Source organism: Chitinophaga sp. NPDC101104 (genome assembly GCF_050277495.1).
Classification (GTDB): domain Bacteria; phylum Bacteroidota; class Bacteroidia; order Chitinophagales; family Chitinophagaceae; genus Chitinophaga.
Map to the genome: position 1 here is coordinate 111,364 of NZ_JBNNSF010000005.1, position 16,078 is coordinate 127,441.

The following is a 16,078-nucleotide window of genomic DNA, read 5'->3' on the forward strand; positions in this document are numbered from 1 at the left end:
TCAATAAAAAAAATGAGTTATGGCGAATTATCCGCTTCCCAAATTCCACTTCCAGGTTGAATGGGGTGGGGCAAACATCGGGTTCACAGAAGTATCCGGCCTCGACGTCCAGATAGACCCGATCGAGTACCGCGACGGTGCCAGCCCGGAATATGTCAAAACAAAAATGCCGGGCATGGTCAAATACAGCAACATCACCATGAAACGCGGCACTTTTAAAGGCGATAACCAATTCTACGACTGGTGGAACTCCGTGGCGCTCAACACCATCGAAAGGCGCAACGTCACCATCAGCCTGCTGAACGAAAACCACGAGCCCGTGGTAGTATGGAAAGTCAAAAATGCATGGCCGATCAAGGTGCAAAGCTCAGACCTCAAATCTGACGGCAACGAAGTAGCCATCGAATCCATCGAACTGGCACATGAAGGCCTGGTGATCCAAAACGAATAGCATATGTCTGCCTTTGACACCCCACAGGTCGGTTTTCATTTCCTCGTCCTTTTCGAGATCATTCCGCAATTCCCGCAAGACGTGCGCTTCCAGGAAGTGTCTGGTCTTTCGGTGGACCTGGAGATGGAAACCGTAGCCGAAGGCGGCGAGCACCGCTTCGTGCACAACCTCCCCGTTCGCTCCAAATTTGGCGACGTAACGCTGAAACGCGGAAAAATGCTCGGCTCCGGCGTGCTCCACTGGGCACGGCAAGGCCTGGAAGAATTCCGGTTCAAACCCAGCAACGTCCTCATTTCCCTGATGAACGCCGACCATGTGCCGCTGTATAACTGGTACCTCATCAACGCCATCCCCAAAAAACTCGAAGTCAGCTCCTTCAACGCGGGCAACAACGAGATCGTCGTGGAAACGTTGACGCTTTCCTACCAGTATTTCAAGTACTACGACCCCATCAGCGTCGGGCTGGACCTGGCCGCAGGGCTCACCGCCTCGCTCGACGTCAATATCGGCATCTAAAAATCACCGCGTATGCCCATCGAAATCCGCGAACTCGTGATCCGCGCCAGGGTCGAAGAACCCCAACCAGGACCATCCGGCCCTGCGGGAACATCGTCTGGCGGAAGCACCACATCATCGTCGCAGCCCGATATCCAGCAGATCATAGCGGCATGCACCGAAGAGGTCATGCGATTATTGAAGAAACAAAAAGAACGTTAACATGCTCGAATCCGTATTTGGCGGCGGAAAGCTGGAGAAAATGATCATCCGCGCTTTCAAGCCCACCACGAAAGCCAAGGACACACCCGTTCTCAGCGATGCCGACGGCGACAAGTACATGGTGCAGGTAAACCCGGACAATTACGCGATCAATTACCGCGTCAATTACAACCGCCGCCCCGCACCCGGCAACTCCGGATCGGTAGCCCGGTACACGCACACCTCGCCGCCCGGGCTGGAATTCACGTTCCTGTTCGACGGCACGGGCGTGGTGCCGAAACCGGCCGGTCCGCTGGACAATGTGCCCATCGCCGGTGCCATCGCAGACCTCATCGCCGGCGGCGATGAATACGACGTGATGACCGAGCTGCAGAAGTTTGCCAAAGTGGTGTATCTCTTCGAAGGAAAGGAGCACCGGCCGCGGCGCGTACAGCTGAATTGGGGAAAGCTCGTGTTCACGGGTGTTTTGAGCACGCTGTCCATCACCTACAAACTCTTCAAGCCCGACGGTACGCCGTTGCGCGCCGAAGCCCGCGCTGGTTTTGAAGGATCGATCGAGGATATGTTGCGGGAGAAGAAGGAAGTGAAAAGCTCGCCAGACCTCACGCACGTTCGCCAGGTGATCGCCGGTGACAATATCCAGCTGCTGTGCCAGGACATTTACGGAACGCCGGATACTTACATCGAAGTGGCGCGGGCGAATAAAATGTACAATTTCCGCAGGTTGAAGGAAGGTTCCGAGATATTCTTTCCTCCTGTTAAAAAAGATGGAAAATGAGTGACGAGACGTTACTGCCGATCGAACAGGAAACAAGCCTGGTAACGTTTACCGTAACGGTGAACGGCGAACTGGTGACGGGGGATATCCCTATCCTTTCCATCACGGTTTGGAACGAGGCGAACCGCATCGCCGGCGCAACATTGGTTGTGTCTGACGGCGACGCGGCGTTGGCAGACTGGCCCGTCAGCGCCGGGGAACTCTTCCTTCCCGGCAACGAAATAGAAATTACGGCCGGCTACCACGGCCTGGAAGAGATCATTTTCACCGGCCTCGTGGCTTCGCATTCCCTGCGCCTGCGCCAGCACTCGTCCGAATTGCAGGTGGAGTGCCGGCACAAAAGCTCGCTGCTCGCCATCGGCCGGAAATCGGCACTGTTCAAAGACCAGAAAGACAGCGAGATCGCCGCCACCATCCTCGACGCGCAGGAACTGACCGGCCAGATCGAAGACACGCCCGTCACGCACGCCGAAATGGTGCAATACAACGCCACCGACTGGGATTTCCTCATCACCCGGCTCGATGCGCTGGGGTTCGTTGCGGTGGCCAACCTCGACAAGATCGACATTATAAAGCCCGCCGTGGAAGCGGAAGGCGTCGCCACCTTACGTTTCGGCACCAACCTCCTGGAATTCGACGGCGAAATAGACGGTTACCTGCAATACGGCAGCGTGAAGGCCCAAAGCTGGGACCCCGCGCAGCAGGCCTTGCTGGAAGCCGAATCGACCGAACCGGAATGGACGACGCCCGGCGACCTGGCAGCTGCCGACATGGGCCTGCCGCTCGTGACGCTGCGCCAGCCGGCAGGACTGAAGGAAGAAGAAGTACAGCAATGGGCCGATGCCGCCGCGCTTCGCAGCCGGATGGCCTTCCTCTGCGGAAGGGCCCAGGTGCAGGGGTTTTCTTCCGCCGTGCCCGGCATCACCGTGGCCCTCGAAGGAATGGGCACGCGGATGAACGGAATGGCCTGGGTGAGCGGCGTCCGGCACGAAATCGCCGCAGGGAACTGGACCGTGGAGCTGCAATTGGGCATGCAACCCGAAAAGCACGCGGAGAAATTCCCTGTGCAGGCAAAGCCCGCGGGTGCGCTGCTGCCCGGGATCAATGGCCTGCACACCGCCATCGTCAAAGCCCTGGAAGGCGACCCGGACGGCGAAGGACGCATCCTGCTGCAAATACCCTCCGTAGACACGGGCGACGACGGCGTCTGGGCCCGCGTTTGCACACTCGACGCCGGCAGCGACCGCGGCACCTGCTTCCTCCCCGAACTGGAAGACGAAGTGCTGGTGGGCTTCCTGGACGACGATCCCCGTTATCCCGTAGTGCTCGGCGGCCTGCACAGCAGCGCCAAAGCAGCACCGCTGGAACCCAAAGACGACAACCACGAAAAAGGATTGTTTACCCGCAGCGGTATGCGCATCCTTTTCAACGACGATAAAAAGACCCTCGTCATCGATACGCCCGGCGGGCACCTGGTGTCGCTCGACGAAGACGCTGGCGAGGTCACGATAAAGGATAAAAACGATAACAAAATCGTACTGTCCCAGGACGGGATCACGATCGAAAGCGCGAAAGACCTGGTGATGAAAGCTTCCGGCAGCATCAAGCTGGAAAGCTCCACGGGGTTTGAAGCCAAGGCCGGCACGCAGTTCAAGGCGGAAGGCTCGGCAGGGATGGAGATCAGCTCCAGCGCCAATACCGTGATCAAAGGGACGATGGTACAAATAAACTGACCGATTATGGCAATGGCAGCAAGAGTGGGCGATATGCACATTTGCCCCATGGTAACAGGAACGGTGCCGCATGTGGGCGGCCCCGCGCTGCCCCCCGGCGGCGCTACCGTGATGATCGGCGGGATGCCTGCCCTGCGCGTGGGCGATATGTGCACGTGTACCGGTCCGCCGGATTCCGTGGTGAAAGGCTCCGCCACCGTCATGATCGGCGGAATGCCCGCGGCGCGGATGGGAGACAGCACGGCGCACGGCGGTTCCATCGCCATCGGATGCCCTACCGTCATGATCGGCGGTTAACGATTAAAAAGATTTGTTATGCCCCAGGAAAACGCATTTCTCGGAAGAGGCTGGAGCTTCCCGCCCAGTTTCTCCAAACAGGACAAGTCGGTAAAAATGCTCGATGCCGAAGCCGACATCGAAAGCTGCATCTCGATCGTGCTCTCCACCGAATTGGGGGAACGGGTGATGCAACCCTCTTTCGGCTGGAAAAGGGACCGCTGGATCTTCGAATCCCTCGGCACCACCACGGCTACGGCCATCCAGTCGGAAATCGAAACCGCATTGATCGTGTACGAACCACGCATCCAGCTCAATAAAGTAGTGTTGCAGCAAGACCCCGCAGAAGCGGGGAAAGTGATCATCATCGTCGATTACACGATCAGAAGCACCAATGCGCGCCACAACCTTGTTTACCCGTTCTATCTAACCGAAAAATAACATGAGCGCTTCCGCACATATCTTGCAGTACCTGCTGTCGGCCGACGGCCTGAACCAGCCCGGCCGCTCGCAGCCCGCCCTTGACCCCGCCGCGCTTCCGGTAGACGGCCGCAGCCTGGGCGACCTCGCTGCGTTCATCCACAAAATGGCGGCACAGGTGCGGTATTACGACGAACAGCGGCATCCGCAGGGCGACTGGCAGGCGTTTTTCGAACAGATCAGCGGCGCCAGCGAATCCGAATTGCAGGCGATGCTCGCCGGCCCGGGGAACCTTTCGCCCCACCTGGCCTTGCTCATGGCTTATTTCAGGGCGTTCTCCATCGTTCGTTCAGATATCAACCAGCTGACCAAAAAACGACTCGATTATTACTACGAAGAAGTGCTGCGCCTGCGCCGTACTTCCGCCCGGCCCGATAAAGTGCATGTATTGTTCGAACCGTCGAAATTTGCGAAGCCCCTCCTCCTGAAAGCCGGCACGGAACTCGACGGCGGCAAGGCACAGAACGGAAAACCCCTCCACTACGCGCTCGACAGCGACCTGGTGGTCACTCAAGCGAAAATCAGCGGCCTCCGCAACAGCTACCGCGATTTCAATACCAACGGCAAAAGCATCCTGTTCCGTTCGATGGACGCATCCACCGTACGCATCGGCACCCGCACCGCGTGGCGGCCGCTCGGCGCCCGGCAGTTGCCCATCCCGGAAGACAGCGGGCGGATGGAAACCGCTACCATCGGATGGGCTGCAGCTTCGCCGAACCTCCTGCTTTCCGAAGGGCTGCGGACGGTTAAGATGACCGTTCGGATGAAAGCCCCTGTCATCACCACCGCCGTTATCATTACACCACACCTGAAAGTGGCGCTGAGCACGGAAAAGGGTTGGATGGAGACAGGCTTCGCCTACAACGCCATGCTCAAACCGAAAGGCCTGCAGCAACCGGACGCAGACAATGAAGCTACGCTGGAAGTGACGGTGACCATTCCCGTGGAGCTGCCTGCCATCACCGCGTATAAGGAAGCGGTGCATAAAGGCGCCTTCCGCACGCAATGGCCCGTCATGAAAGTGGGCCTCGAGCCCCAGAGCTTCCTCATCGAGCAACTGAGCGCCTATACGCTGATAGACGTGACGCTCGACGTCGGCGCGCAGGGCATGAAGAAACTGGTGCTCCAAAACGACCAGGCGCTGCAGGCGGCCGATAAACCCGTTTCGCCGTTTACCAGCTTGCCGCGCATCGGTTCGGCATTTTACGTGGGCAGCCAGGAAGCGTTCAGCAAAACATTGACGTCGATGAAACTGACGCTGGAATGGCAGGACCCGCCGGCCGATTTCAGCGAATACTACGAAGGTTATGGGAACGATAATGTGCAGAACGGCGTGTTCCGGGCGGATGTTCACCTGCTGAACAACCGCAACTGGGACATCCGGTTGCTGAACAAGGCGCTGCTGTTCGTGGGCAACAACCCCCTCGCGCCCGCGCCCATCACCGTCATCGAAAGTACTTTCACAGCACAGACCGCCGCCCAGCCCTATCGCCGCAATCCCTCGCTGGCGTTGGGCGACGGCTTCACCCACGATGTGAACCAGGGATTCGTCCGCCTGTCGCTCGTAACGCCGACCGCCGCCGAGCTGGACAACATGCCGGCGGAAGAGCCTTTCGAAGCGTTCGGACATAAAACTTACCCTGTCGTATATACGAAAACGGTCATCGCGATCAGCAAAATGACCAGCGGCACGCCTCCGCCGTTGCCCAAAACGCCCTATAACCCCATGCTCAAAAGTGTGGCGATGGATTATACGGCGAAAGATACTTTCCTGCCCGGCGAGCCCAACGGCATCGACCAGTTCTTTCTGCAAGACCTGTTTGGCCCGGCGGAACCCGCAGCCCATAAGTCTTCAGGCATATTGCCCGAGCATCCCGGCGGCGGCGCGCTGTACCTGGGCCTCGAAGGCGCGGAAGCGCCGCAGACCGTTTCGCTGCTCCTCCAGATCGAAGAAGGCAGCCTCGAAAGCGATACCCTGTTGCGCAGCGCCGATTTGCACTGGAGCTACCTTTCCGGCAGCGAGTGGCGGGCCATCACGGGGACCGATATTCTCGAAGAAAGCACCAACGGGCTGCAGCGCCCCGGCATCATCCGCCTGAACATCGGCGCGGACGCCAGCCTGGAACACAGCAGGATGCCTTCGGGCATGCGCTGGCTGCGGCTGCATGTAGACGATAATCCAGGCGGGGCGGCGTCTGTAAAAGACATTTTCACGCAGGCAGCCACTGCCACCCTGCTGTTGCCGGAAACGGGCAGCGGCGGGTTCGAAAACCATCTGGCGGCGCCCCTGGCAGCGGGCTCCATCAGCAAACTGGTACGGAAAATTCCGTCGCTGAAGAAAGTGACGCAGCCTTTCGCTTCGTTCGACGGGCAAAGCCAGGAATCGGATACTTCGTTCTACCGCCGTGTGAGCGAACGGTTGCGGCATAAGAACAGGGCCGTGTCTACCGAAGATTTCGAACGGATGCTGCTGGAATATTTCCCCGGCATCTACAAAGTGAAATGCATCCCGCACAACACGCGCGATGGCTGGATGGAACCCGGACAGGTGCGGATGGTGGTGGTGCCGGACTGGCGGAAACGCCCGACCGGCGACCCCTTGCAGCCAAAAGCGAATTTGCACCAGCTGCGCGAAATGGGGGATTTTCTCAAAGGGGCGTTCACTTCGCCGTTCGTCAATCTGCAAATCGACAACCCGACATACGAAACCCTGCTGATCGATTGCCAGGTCAGCTTCAACCCCGGATTCGATCCCGGATATTACGGCCAGGTGCTGGAGGAAGATCTGAAACGCTTCCTCAGTCCATGGGCGTACGACGAAGGGCAAGACATCGTTTTCGGCGGCAAACTGCATGCATCGGAGATACAGTCGTTCATCGAAGGGCGCGATTACGTGAATTACATCGTCGATTTCGCCCTTTACCACCGCCATGATACGGAACTGGGCGGAGGGATCGGTGATATGAAGATCGGGACGGATTTCATCGTGGGGATCACGCCCGAACCGGCGATCGCATCTTCGGAAGACAATACCATCGCAGGAAAGGCCATCGGCGTCGACTTCGTGATCGGGGAACCGGTAGACGTTGCTTCAGCTACCCGGCCGGATGCCATCCTGGTTTCCAACGGCAGTCACCGCATCATGGCGCTGCCCGACGGAGCCATTACCTGCAGCGGATTGCAGGATGGCATCGGGCAAATGGTCATCGGGCTCGATTTCATCATTTTTTCTTAATCCTAAAAAACTTGCATCATGGCAGAACGTAGCAAAGCCCATTTGAAACAGGAGTTCCGGGACGGCGAGCGCCCGACCGGTAAAGACTTCGAAGACCTGATCGACTCCTTCGTCTGCAAAACGGACGATGCGGTGACGGTAGACGCGCTCACCCACAACCTCAACATTCCCGGCGGCATCAACCTCGCAGACACGGCACAGGGCAAAGCCGGCACGCTGCGTTTCAACAGCGGCCAGGTGCAGGTGCACGACGGCGCAACCTGGGGCGCCATCAGTGGCGGCAACGAGGTGTTCCAACAGATCAACAACACCCCGAACGTCGGCTACAGCGCCGGTAATGTGGGCATCAACGTCGGCAACGTTGCGCCCACCTCGCGCCTCGAAGTGCGGTTCAACACCGTTGCCCCCACGGCCGTCGACATGGCCAAGTTCGGGAATGCGGCCGTTGCCAACGGAGCTTCCGGCTTTACGGATTTCGCGGTGTTCGGCCATGCCACTCACGTTGGACAGGCCAACAACTACGCCCTCCGCCAGGGCCCGAACGGCGACGTGTCTATCAACGCGCCTTCTACCCAGAACATTTCCTTCACCCACAGCCGCCTTTCCAACCGGATGACGCTCCATACCAGCGGCGCGGTGCTCGTGAACACCAATGCATTGCTGCCCGGCTCCATCATGAACGATGTGAACGGCAACAACCACATGCTGCAGGTTTCCGGCCATGCCGCCAAAACCCGCGGCGGCGGCACCTGGGCCGATCTGTCGGACTTCCGCGCCAAGCAGGATATCCGCAACCTCGAAGATGGCCTGGAGAAGCTGATGAAGGTACGCACCGTCCGTTACCGCTACAACGGCAAATACAATACTTCCACAGACCATGAAGAATTCGGCATCATCGGGCAGGAAATCCGCGAAATCTTTCCCTACATGGTTTCTACCGGCAAAGCGATCGATGAAGCCACGGGCAAGGAAGACGATGTCGTGATGTTCAATGCCAGTCCGCTGACATTCGTCATGGTAAACGCCATCCAGGAACTGACCAACCGCGTGCAGGAACTGGAAAAAAGATTAAGCGCGCTCGAAGGAAAATAACACATCATGGAACCGATCACGCAAATACCGGCCGGTGCGCCGCCCATGAAAGGACAGGATTTCAACCTGTTGCGGGCGGAAGGGCTGAAAGTGCTGCAGGCTGCAGCCGGCGCCAGCTGGACGAACCACAACCTCAGCGATCCCGGCATCACGCTGCTGGAGGCCTGCTGCTACGCCCTCACCGAAGTGGGGCTCAAAGCGGGCATCCCCATGCGCGACCTACTGGTGAGCGATGCCAGCGGGAAGGAACAGGAAAGTCCCACCCCGGGCGTGGTATTGCCCATGGCGCCGCTCACCATCAACGATTTCCGCAAAACCCTCATCGATCACCCGCTGGTGCGGAACGCGTGGGTTTTTCCGGTGGATGCTGCGCTGGGGGGATTGTTGAAAGTGCTCCTCGAATTCGAAGACAAGCAGCTCAATACCAATACCTTCAACGTGCAGCTGAACGTAGACGTGAGCACACCGCCCGATCCGCCGCAGATCGTGAATGTTTCGATAGACGTGGCGCTGCCGTTCTGGGACGAAGCGGCCGTACGGCCGTTCAGCACCGACATCCAGCTGCAAACCGTCGCGTTCCAGGATTTGGGCGGGGGGGCGAACTGGGCGCTGATCGAGAATTCCACTTCCTACCTCGCACGCATCAACGTCAATTACCAGCCGCCCGCCGCTTCGGTGACGGAACTGGTAGTGGTGGTGCAGATCAATACGCCGCTGGCGGACCCGTTGCAACAGGTCCCGAAAGTGCTGCAGGCGCTGCAAACGCATATTTCCACGCTGGGCGACAATTCCCCGGCCGACCAATCGCTCCTCAAGCAATACAACCGCTGGGTGATCGCCGCATCTACGGCCGTCCGCTGCGTGGAAGTCTACATGCGCGGATACCGGAACCTTTGCGAGCGCTTCGCCACCTTCAAGCCCGTCCGGCTGCAGGAAGTGGCCATAGCGGCGGGGATCGAGATCAATGCAGGCGTGGCGCCGGAAGAACTGATCGCATCGATCCTGTTCAACATCGACCAGCATATTACGCCTGTGGCCGTGATCAAGGGGATTTCGGAAATGGGGGCCGATGTTCCGGTAGACGAGCTGTTTGAAGGGCCGCCGCTGCACGGGGGATTTCTTCCGGATGCAACGCTCGTAGCCACGAACCTCCCGGAACGCCTGTTCAGCTCCGACATCCTGCGCATCATCCTCCGCCACCGCAATGCCGGTAACGAAGACGTGAACGTCCGCGAGAACGTGAACGAACGGAGGATCGTGTCGGTGCTCAGTCTTGGCATGTCTTTGTACATAGACAACCGCATCGTCACCGAAACCGCCCGGGACACCCTGTGCCTCGCCAACAGCCAGCAACACATCCCGCATCTGAGCTATTCCAAATCACGCATTACCTTATTCCGGAACGGGATTCCCGTTCCGTACGACTGGGCACAGGTGCTGGCCCGCGTGGAACAATTGAAAGACGATTGGCTGAACGGCAGTCTGGGTACGGGCGACGACCTGGCCCTGCCTGCCGGTGAAAATATTCCCGTGAAGGATTATTACCCCATCCAGGAAGATCTGCCGCTGGTGTATGGCGTGGGCTCCGCCGGCCTTCCCGATTCTGCGACTACCCTGCGAAAGGCGCAGGCGCTGCAGTTGCAGGGCTATATGTTGTTTTTCGAGCAGCTGACGGCGGGATTGACCAGTCAGCTCGCCAACCTGAATTCTTTCTTCTCCGCCAGTCCCGACATCGACCGTACCATTTTCAACCAGGCGCTGCCGCAATTACCGCAGGCGCAGCTGATCCTGGGAGACGGTTATCATCAAGCATTGCAAACGGCGGCGGAAACGCCCGTCCAGTTCCAGCAACGGAGGAACCGGGTGTTGAATCACCTGCTGGCTGCGTTCGGGGAGAATATGAACGATACTTCCAGCTTCGCGTTCCACGACGCGTTGCAGCCAGACGAGGCTACGCCTTTGTTGCTGGGAGATCTGCTGGCGCATCAGCAGGCGCAGATGGAAAAGGCGTCGTTGCAGCTCATCCGGGAGAAATCCGCTTTTTATTACGCGTTGCCCGTGTTGAGCCGGCACCGGGCGCAATCTTTCGGGAACCCGGTCTGGATGCAGGATTCGCTGGTAGACATTACGTTATCTGCCGGGCAATACAACTGGACGGTCCTCAATGCCGCGGGGCAACCGTTGCTGCGCGGATATACGGCTGAAGAGGAGCCGAGCTCCGCCCACGCCCGCGAAACGGCGATGAAAGCCCTCATGCAGGCGGCCGCCGCAATGAGCCTGGCGCGCTACAGCGAAGGGTTTGCACCCCGGCCCGGCGCCGCGCCGTTCCACCTGCAGTTGCGCGAACATCCCGATGCGCCGCCCTACGGGCGCTCCGTGGCGCAGTATCCCGACGTGCCTACGGCCAATGCAGACATCGCAGCCATCACCGCGGCCATCCGCGGCCACTGGCAACGGTACGCGCTTTCGCCGCTGGAAAGGAAACTGAGCCATTTGCTGGAAATCGTGGTGCAGGAGAAAAGGCCGCTGCTGGCGCCTTTCATGGACTATTTCGAAGTGTTCGACGAGCCGCCGCCCATTCAAAAGAAATTCCGGCTGTTTTCGGCAGCTGTTCATGCAGGAACGGTTTTACTCGTGAGTGAAGGTGTATATACCGGCGCCAACGATCCCGCGGCGGTGGCCGCAGCGGAAGGCGGCATCCGGCTGGCATTGAAAAAGGGATTGAAGCTGGAGAACTACCGCATCGTTCCGGCGGGGAACGCGTTCCATGTACAATTGATGCAATCTGCCGATACGGTACTGGCGTCGTCTGGCACTGCCTTACCGACGATGGACGCCGCAAAGGCACGCCTGCGGGAGATCTGGACGATGCTGAACCGGTTGTTCAGCGGCGAAGGGCTTTACCTGACCGAGCACCTGTTGCTCGCGCCGGGCGATGCACCTGCGCCGGAACTGGTGATCCCCGATGCGGGAGATCCCTATTCCTTCCAGGTGAGCGTGGTTTTCCCGTCTGGTTTCGCCAACGATTTCAACGGCGGGCCTTTGCAGGAGATCATGCCGGCGAAATACCGCGATCCCGAATTCCGCCGGTTCGCGGAAAAGCAGGTGCGGACGGCTTGTCCGGCGCATGTGCTGCCGCGGATTTACTGGGTCGACCGTGAACTGCCGGGCGCTCCGGCCGGCGCTCCGGGTTTCACGCGCTTTGAAACGGCCTGGCTGGCCTGGCAGAACGCGTGGCTGACCGATGAAACGGACGTAGCACAGTTGCAGGCGCCGCGCGATGCGCTGGTGGCTGTTTTGAATGATATAACCGCCGCTGCTGAAAATGAATGACCTCCGTCATATGATCCATCGCCAGCTGTTTGAGCTGACGGCGCAGACGGGGCAACCTGCCTGGGAATGGGACCGTGCTACCGCGGATTTCCACCGCGATCTCCTGTTGCCTGTGCTGGAAGCATGTTTCCGGGAGGCAGACAAAAGCGGGGTTCACCTGGTGATCGACCGGCTGGAAATCGATTTGGGTGTTTTCGGTGGAAAGGAAGCTTTCAGGAAGGAGGCCGGTGAGCGGCTGCGGGATCGGCTGGCAGAGGGTTTGCGGATGAAACGACAGGAGGCCTCCGCGCGGGGGGATCTCGCTTCCACCGCAAAATCATCCTCCCGGCCGTCCGGAAAAAATAATACCATTTCCGCGGCAAATCCTATATCAAACGGAAAAAATCACACTGCAAACGAACTTCTCCGCGAATTGCCGCCCGCTTTGCTGGACGGGAAAGAAGCACCGCTCGCCGCATTCCTCTTTTTCCTGGCAGAAGGCCGTTTGCCGTGGTGGTACGCAGAAGAAGGAAAAGACGCTTTTGGCAAATTATTCCAGCAGCAATTAACGGGATCGGATATACGGAAAATACGGCACGCAATAGCAGATGGAAGGGAGATGGAAAATGCAACATCCATCCCCGGTAATATTTACATCTCCGCGGAATGCATCCGCTGCATACGGTCTTTGGAAGACACGGCGCTGTTGCGGATAGCTGAAGAGAAAGGATGGGATATCGCGGAATTGCAGGCCGAATGGGAATTGCTGGGTACCGCCGCGCAGGGGTTCCCCGGATTCTTCCCTGCGTTCCGCCAACGATACTGGGCGCTCGTACTGCAGTTGCCCTCCACGTCCGGGATCAGCCAAAGCCAATGGGAATGGATCTTCCCCCAACATCAAACCCCGGAAAGCCTGCACAACCTTTTATCAGATAAAGCCCGGGAGGTGAAACGCCCGTCACTGCAAGCTTTCCTTACATCAAAATGGTTTACGGCCGAAAACGAAGTTGCTCCGGAATGGCGCGCACCCATCTCCGGAGAAAAGACAGCGGAACCTGAGATTGACTCCAGGCCCCGAAAGACCCCATCATCAAAAGAAATTACCAAACCGAATATAACATCCGGACCGGAAGGCCTATACGTAGAAGCCGCCGGCCTGGTGCTGCTGCATCCTTTCCTGTCGGAACTCTTTGCCAGCACCGGTTGCCGCGAAGGCAAGGACTGGGCGCCGGGCGGCCGGCAGACTGCCGTTCGCCTGCTCGGTTACCTTTCAGACAACGACGCCGACCTTCCCGAGTACCGGCTGGTTTTCCATAAGGTGCTGGCAGGTATGGCGCCGGAAGAGCCCCTCGAGGCCATCGCCCCCGCCACCACCGCCATGCTGGACGCCTGCAACGAACTGCTCGACGCCGTGCTCAGCCATTGGAGCGCCCTGAAAAACACGGGCCGCGACGGCTTGCGCGAAGGCTTCCTGCAACGCCCCGGCATGTTGCGGACCGCATCCGACGGCTTGCAGCTTGAAATGGAGAAACGTGCGCAGGACGTGCTGATCAACCGGCTGCCATGGAGTTGCTCGATGGTACGGCTGACGTGGATGGAGCAGCTGCTGGCGGTAAACTGGATATGAAAATTTTTTAAAACACACATATCATGAAGACTCCCAATTACATTGTTTGGAAGCGTGGCAGGAATCTTTTCGGTTTTTTGCTGCTGCTCATTTTCCCCAGCCTGGTTTTTAGCCAGTACACCGTCAACATCGGGTCGTCGCAGACGATCCATTTACCGGCGGTGAAAGTCGGCGATCCCATTCCGCCCATGTCTATCACCATCGGTGTAGGCGGTGCGTTGGGCCAGGTGCAATGGACGATCCAGGACCCGGCGCCTCCGGGCCTTTCCGGTCCTGATCCCGGGGAATTCGGTTTCAAGAAAGACGGCTGGAAAGGCAAGTTTCCGGCGGATGAAGGTGCCACAACGCCTGCGACCGGCGTTATGTCGGTAGAAGGAACGCCGCTCGTGGCAGGTGCCTGGGAAATCAATATCCGCGTGCGGGATGTCGACAATCCTTCTGCGGACATCGCCGTCAATTCCGCGCAGATCAAAGTGATTTTCGAAGCCGTGTATCCGCTCGACCTCGTGCTCGTGCTCGACCGTTCCGGCAGTATGACTTCGAGAACGAGTGGCGAGCCCACTTCGCCCTCGCGCTGGCAGGCGTTGAAAGACGCCGTGTCCAATTTCTCCAATATGTACAAGGAGCACGCCATCCCCGGCAGCCGCCTGGGGATCGTGTATTTCCATACCGACGTATCGCCGGTTTCTCCCTGCTGCGGCGTCCTGAAAAACGTGGACGGAACGCTCCCCGCTATCGTGACCGGTGAGCTTGCGACCGTAAACCCCGCCGATATGACGGCGATAGGCCTGGGCATGAAGGAAGCCGTGGGGAAACTCAATACGCCTCAACGTGCCCGTGGTATTTTGCTGTTTACGGACGGAGAGCAGAACATCCATCCGTATGTGTTGACGGAAGGGAACGGCATTGAAGGCCAGCCGCCGTTCCCGGGTGGGGCGGGCGGCATCAAGATCGCCACGATCGGTATCGGCAGTCCCGCCGGCGAATACCACACCGTACTCATGAACCTGGCGAATAACAACCGCGGGAAGTATAATACCACCCTGAATGGTATGGATTATACACCGCAGCCCGGCGGCGACGACGATGGTTCCCTCAGCATGGGCAGCGGCTTCACGCAGCAGTTTATCAACATGCTGTCCGAATTCAGTCCACAGCTGGTGACCTCTTCCGTGAAATTCGTGTCCAGCGCCGGGCGTACCGAACTGGCGAAATTCTCGCTGAACAAGGATGTGCCCAAACTGGTACTGGAATTCACCGGGAATATGCAATTCTCTTCCACCCAGCTGCCTTATCTCCGCCAGCTGATCGAAGTAAAGAAAAATGGTTTGAACGTCGCGCAGAAAGCCCGGCTGAGCTATGTGGGCAATGCTACCCGCAATTTCCTGCTCGTGTTCGATTTCGGCGCGAATGAAGATACGCTGACTTCCGGCGGGGATTGGGAAGTAGCTTATTTCGAGCCGGTGATCGGTGTGGCGGCTACCCATGCTGCGGCCAACGTTCCGAAATCCCTTCGCCTGGGCCTCAACGTAGTGGCAGACGACCATTATGTGGATATGACCAGCTCCTTCGCTCCCAAAGCCCCCCGCGTGAAGAACCCCCTGAAGCTGACCGTAAACCTCACGCGCCTGCAGATCCCGCTGACCGGCGCCATCGTTAAAGCAGCGGTGATCGAGCCTGGAAAAGACGTGGGAGACGTGCTGGCCCGCAATGCGCTCATCATCAAACCCAACGCGGCGGATTCCACTTCGCCCGGCGTGCAGAAATGGGAAGAGCTGATGAAGGATTCCGCCTTCCGCGCCCAGTTCAATGGCAACAGCAATATCGTAACCCTCAGCCATGTGGCCGACGGTAAATATGAAGGTACTTTCGACAGCCTGAAAGTTTCCGGCGTGTACCAGATCGTGTATTTCGTAACGGCGGAAACGCCTGCCATGGGCAAACTGGAGCGCACGTTCACCGAAGCGGTGTATGTGGCCTTCGGGGATGTGGACATGGCAGCGTCCAACGTGGTGACGCAAATTGTAAATGGTACGCTGGTGATGACTTTCCGGCCGATCACGAGCTACGGAATGTATCTGGGCCCGGCCATGGGAAGCGCTTTCTCCGTAACCAATCCCAATATTACCATTCAAAGCGTGGTAGACCATCAGGACGGTAGTTATACGATCACCTTCGGTGGAAAGATCGAAGAGGAAACGAAACTCGTTGTGGCAGGCCACGAAATCTATACCGGCAAGCTCGAAAACGCGGGCAAGGAGCCGGGATCGGTGATGGGGCTGCCGCAGTGGCTGATCTGGCTGCTGTTGCTGCTGATCATCATCATCCTGTTCCTGCTGCTGCGCAGAAAGAAAAAATAGGAGGGAAGGCTGGCGGA

At 58.5% G+C, this 16,078-nt stretch carries 12 protein-coding genes; all 12 read left to right on the forward strand.

Going from position 1 to position 16,078, the window contains the following annotated elements:
• Nucleotides 1-19 precede the first annotated feature (19 nt).
• Genes ACQKLP_RS25740 through ACQKLP_RS25795 form a run of 12 tightly spaced genes read left to right on the forward strand, consistent with a single transcriptional unit; the run spans nucleotide 20 to nucleotide 16,061 of the window.
• Nucleotides 20-451 carry a phage tail protein gene (locus tag ACQKLP_RS25740; protein ID WP_427326018.1) on the forward strand — a complete coding sequence of 144 codons (432 nt, stop codon included), beginning with the start codon at nucleotides 20-22 and terminating at the stop codon, nucleotides 449-451.
• Between the two features lie 3 nt (nucleotides 452-454).
• On the forward strand, nucleotides 455-967 hold the full coding sequence (locus ACQKLP_RS25745) for a phage tail protein (RefSeq protein ID WP_341841303.1): 513 nt from the start codon (nucleotides 455-457) through the stop codon (nucleotides 965-967).
• Nucleotides 968-979: 12 nt separating this feature from the next.
• Nucleotides 980-1,168 carry a DUF5908 family protein gene (locus ACQKLP_RS25750; RefSeq protein ID WP_427326020.1) on the forward strand — a complete coding sequence of 63 codons (189 nt, stop codon included), beginning with the start codon at nucleotides 980-982 and terminating at the stop codon, nucleotides 1,166-1,168.
• A gap of 1 nt (nucleotide 1,169) precedes the next feature.
• The gene (locus tag ACQKLP_RS25755) at nucleotides 1,170-1,946 is read left to right on the forward strand and encodes a hypothetical protein (RefSeq protein ID WP_341841301.1); all 777 of its coding nucleotides are present in this window, start codon (nucleotides 1,170-1,172) and stop codon (nucleotides 1,944-1,946) included.
• Nucleotides 1,943-3,679 carry a type VI secretion system tip protein VgrG gene (gene vgrG, locus ACQKLP_RS25760; protein ID WP_427326023.1) on the forward strand — a complete coding sequence of 579 codons (1,737 nt, stop codon included), beginning with the start codon at nucleotides 1,943-1,945 and terminating at the stop codon, nucleotides 3,677-3,679. Before ACQKLP_RS25755 ends, vgrG begins: the two co-directional genes overlap by 4 nt.
• Before the next feature lie 6 nt (nucleotides 3,680-3,685).
• Nucleotides 3,686-3,976, forward strand: a complete 291-nt coding sequence (locus ACQKLP_RS25765; protein ID WP_427326025.1) for a PAAR domain-containing protein — start codon at nucleotides 3,686-3,688, stop codon at nucleotides 3,974-3,976.
• An 18-nt stretch (nucleotides 3,977-3,994) separates the two neighbouring features.
• On the forward strand, nucleotides 3,995-4,396 hold the full coding sequence (locus ACQKLP_RS25770) for a GPW/gp25 family protein (protein WP_126247612.1): 402 nt from the start codon (nucleotides 3,995-3,997) through the stop codon (nucleotides 4,394-4,396).
• Between the two features lies 1 nt (nucleotide 4,397).
• Nucleotides 4,398-7,670 carry a baseplate J/gp47 family protein gene (locus ACQKLP_RS25775; RefSeq protein WP_427326027.1) on the forward strand — a complete coding sequence of 1,091 codons (3,273 nt, stop codon included), beginning with the start codon at nucleotides 4,398-4,400 and terminating at the stop codon, nucleotides 7,668-7,670.
• Between the two features lie 18 nt (nucleotides 7,671-7,688).
• A complete protein-coding gene (locus ACQKLP_RS25780) occupies nucleotides 7,689-8,762 on the forward strand; it encodes a tail fiber domain-containing protein (RefSeq protein WP_427326029.1) in 1,074 nt (357 codons plus the stop codon).
• A gap of 6 nt (nucleotides 8,763-8,768) precedes the next feature.
• Nucleotides 8,769-12,095 carry a hypothetical protein gene (locus ACQKLP_RS25785; protein WP_427326031.1) on the forward strand — a complete coding sequence of 1,109 codons (3,327 nt, stop codon included), beginning with the start codon at nucleotides 8,769-8,771 and terminating at the stop codon, nucleotides 12,093-12,095.
• Nucleotides 12,088-13,701: a contractile injection system tape measure protein gene (locus ACQKLP_RS25790; protein ID WP_427326033.1), complete on the forward strand. Its 1,614-nt coding sequence runs from the start codon at nucleotides 12,088-12,090 to the stop codon at nucleotides 13,699-13,701. Before ACQKLP_RS25785 ends, ACQKLP_RS25790 begins: the two co-directional genes overlap by 8 nt.
• Before the next feature lie 23 nt (nucleotides 13,702-13,724).
• On the forward strand, nucleotides 13,725-16,061 hold the full coding sequence (locus ACQKLP_RS25795) for a vWA domain-containing protein (RefSeq protein ID WP_427326035.1): 2,337 nt from the start codon (nucleotides 13,725-13,727) through the stop codon (nucleotides 16,059-16,061).
• Nucleotides 16,062-16,078 lie beyond the last annotated feature (17 nt).

What these genes read in the sequence shown, in the direction of transcription:
- ACQKLP_RS25740 (WP_427326018.1), top strand. Translation starts at nt 20, where the DNA reads ATGGCGAATTATCCGCTTCCCAAATTCCACTTCCAGGTTGAATGGGGT.
- ACQKLP_RS25745 (WP_341841303.1), top strand. Translation starts at nt 455, where the DNA reads ATGTCTGCCTTTGACACCCCACAGGTCGGTTTTCATTTCCTCGTCCTT.
- ACQKLP_RS25750 (WP_427326020.1), top strand. Translation starts at nt 980, where the DNA reads ATGCCCATCGAAATCCGCGAACTCGTGATCCGCGCCAGGGTCGAAGAA.
- ACQKLP_RS25755 (WP_341841301.1), top strand. Translation starts at nt 1,170, where the DNA reads ATGCTCGAATCCGTATTTGGCGGCGGAAAGCTGGAGAAAATGATCATC.
- vgrG (WP_427326023.1), top strand. Translation starts at nt 1,943, where the DNA reads ATGAGTGACGAGACGTTACTGCCGATCGAACAGGAAACAAGCCTGGTA.
- ACQKLP_RS25765 (WP_427326025.1), top strand. Translation starts at nt 3,686, where the DNA reads ATGGCAATGGCAGCAAGAGTGGGCGATATGCACATTTGCCCCATGGTA.
- ACQKLP_RS25770 (WP_126247612.1), top strand. Translation starts at nt 3,995, where the DNA reads ATGCCCCAGGAAAACGCATTTCTCGGAAGAGGCTGGAGCTTCCCGCCC.
- ACQKLP_RS25775 (WP_427326027.1), top strand. Translation starts at nt 4,398, where the DNA reads ATGAGCGCTTCCGCACATATCTTGCAGTACCTGCTGTCGGCCGACGGC.
- ACQKLP_RS25780 (WP_427326029.1), top strand. Translation starts at nt 7,689, where the DNA reads ATGGCAGAACGTAGCAAAGCCCATTTGAAACAGGAGTTCCGGGACGGC.
- ACQKLP_RS25785 (WP_427326031.1), top strand. Translation starts at nt 8,769, where the DNA reads ATGGAACCGATCACGCAAATACCGGCCGGTGCGCCGCCCATGAAAGGA.
- ACQKLP_RS25790 (WP_427326033.1), top strand. Translation starts at nt 12,088, where the DNA reads ATGAATGACCTCCGTCATATGATCCATCGCCAGCTGTTTGAGCTGACG.
- ACQKLP_RS25795 (WP_427326035.1), top strand. Translation starts at nt 13,725, where the DNA reads ATGAAGACTCCCAATTACATTGTTTGGAAGCGTGGCAGGAATCTTTTC.